Source organism: Streptomyces sp. NPDC059900 (genome assembly GCF_050270335.1).
Taxonomy (GTDB): domain Bacteria; phylum Actinomycetota; class Actinomycetes; order Streptomycetales; family Streptomycetaceae; genus Streptomyces.
In genome coordinates this window covers 1-2,492 of the sequence record NZ_JBNNJZ010000873.1, presented here as the reverse complement: position 1 = coordinate 2,492, position 2,492 = coordinate 1, and the positions used below count along the sequence as shown (strand labels likewise).

The window sequence follows — 2,492 nt, the reverse complement described above, 5'->3', positions numbered from 1 at the left end:
GGCTTGAAGAGTCGAATTAATTCGACAGGAGAAAATTCGTAACTCCTCTGTTGCTTGACGGCAGTTCATTCTCTACAGTCCACCAGCAACCAGTGGGAGCGGTTCCACCAGTCGACGCACCGGCCCTGTGCCGGTCGCGCCCGAGCTGCAAGGAGTCGCTCATGCGCCACCCCCCGCGTCACGCGTTACAAGCAACCCTGCTCGCCTTCGCCGTCTCGGCGGCCACGCTCGCCCCCCTGTCCGACGCCGCGTCCGCGGCCGCCCCCGCCTGCACGGTGGAGTACTCCGTCACCGGGCAGTGGGACAGCGGCTTCCAGGCCGCGGTGAAGATCACCAACAACGGCGCGGCCAAGGACAGCTGGAGCCTGACCTTCGCCTTCGCCGACGGACAGAAGGTCACCCAGGGCTGGTCCGCCAAGTGGTCCCAGTCCGCAACGGCCGTGACCGCGGCCAACGAGTCCTGGAACGGCGCGCTGCCCTCCGGAGCAAGCGTCTCGGCCGGGTTCATCGGCTCGCGCACGGGCGCCAACACCGCACCGACCGCCTTCAAACTGAACGGCACGACCTGCAACACCGACATCACCGACCCGACCGACCCCACGGACCCGACCGATCCGGGCGGCGACGGCGAGGCCCCGGACCTGAAGGTCTCCGGCAACAAGCTCGTCGACGCCTCCGGCGCCACCCGCCGGATCCTGGGCGTGAACCGCTCCGGCGCCGAGTTCATGTGCGTACAGGGCTACGGCATCTTCGACGGCCCGGTCGACGACGCGTCCGTCGCGGCCATCGCCGACTGGAAGGCCAACGCCGTCCGTATCCCCCTCAACGAGGAGTGCTGGCTGGGCCTGGACAACATCAAGCCCGAATACGCGGGCGCCAACTACCAATCCGCCATCAAGGAGCTGGTCACCAAGGTCAAGGCCCACGGCATGACGCCGATCCTGGAGATGCACTGGTCCTGGGGCCAGTACACCGGGAACTCGGCCGGCTGCAGCGACATCCACGCCACCTGCCAGAAGCCGATGCCCGACGCCCGCTACGCACCGAGCTTCTGGTCGTCGGTCGCCGGCGCCTACAAGGACGATCCGAAAGTCGTCTTCGACCTGTTCAACGAGCCCTATCCCGACCGCGCGACCTCCCGCATCTCCGATGCGTGGACCTGCTGGAAGGACGGGGGCACCTGCCCCGGCATCGGCTACGAAGTCGCCGGCATGCAAGACCTCGTCGACTCCGTCCGCGCCACCGGCGCCAAGAACGTGATCCTCGCGGGCGGCCTGGCCTACTCCAACGACCTCGGCCAGTGGCTCGCACACCGGCCCTCCGACCCGGCCGGCAATCTCGCCGCGGCCTGGCACGTCTACAACTTCAACACCTGCGCCACCGAAAGCTGCTGGGACTCCACGCTCGCCCCCGTCGCCGCCCAAGTACCCCTGGTGGCCGGGGAGATCGGCGAGAACACCTGCTCCCACGGGTTCATCGACCGCGTCATGAAGTGGTTCGACGACCGGAAGCTGTCCTACCTCGGCTGGACCTGGAACACCTGGGACTGCTCCTCCGGACCCTCTCTCATCAGCTCCTACGACGGCACACCGACGGCATTCGGCACCGGCCTGCGCGATCACCTGCGCAGCATGACGGGATGACCACGACCATCGCACACCACCGTACGACCCTCCTCGTCTCAGGAAAGGGACACCGCAACCCATGAGCCGTTTCAGATCGAGAGCCGGCACCGCCGTGCTCACCGCCCTCGCCCTCACCGGCGCCGCCTGCGTCGGCACCGCCGCCGCGATGCCCGATAATGCCGGGGCCGCGGCCGCCGCCTGCACCGTCGACTACAAGGTGCAAAACCAGTGGGACAGCGGCTTCACCACCGCCGTCACCGTCACCAACAACGGCGCCGCGGTGAACAGCTGGAACCTCACCTGGTCCTACGCGGGCAACCAGAAGGTCACCAGCGGCTGGAACGCCGACATCTCCCAGTCCGGCGCCGCCGTCACCGCCAAGAACGTCTCCTACAACGGCACGCTCGCCACCGGGGGCTCCGCCTCCTTCGGCTTCAACGCCTCCTACAGCGGCAGCAACGCCCTGCCGGGCACCTTCAAGCTGAACGGCGTCACCTGCAACGAGGACACCGACCCGACGGATCCCACCGACCCCACGGACCCGACCGAGCCCGGTGACCGCGTCGACAACCCGTATGCCGGTGCCAAGGTGTACGTCAACCCGGAGTGGTCCGCCAAGGCCAGGGCCGAGACCGGCGGCTCCCGCATCGCCAACCAGCCCACCGGCGTCTGGCTCGACCGCATCGCCGCCATCAACGGCGTGGGCGACGGCATGGGCCTGCGCGACCACCTCGACGCGGCCCTCGCCCAGAAGGGCAGCGGCGAACAAGTCGTCCAACTCGTCATCTACAACCTGCCGGGCCGCGACTGTGCCGCTCTCGCCTCCAACGGCGAACTCGGCCCCACGGAGATCGACAAGTACAAGAC

The 2,492-nt window shown here is 68.1% G+C and carries 2 protein-coding genes; both read left to right on the top strand.

The window, feature by feature from the left end; all coding sequences use genetic code 11:
* The first annotated feature begins 161 nt into the window (after positions 1–161).
* A complete protein-coding gene (locus tag ACQKIP_RS45165; RefSeq protein ID WP_365864323.1) occupies positions 162–1,643 on the top strand; it encodes a cellulose binding domain-containing protein in 1,482 nt (493 codons plus the stop codon).
* 61 nt (positions 1,644–1,704) lie between these two features.
* Positions 1,705–2,492 (top strand): cellulose binding domain-containing protein (locus tag ACQKIP_RS45160; RefSeq protein WP_427745661.1); only part of this gene is annotated, 788 nt, incomplete at its 3' end.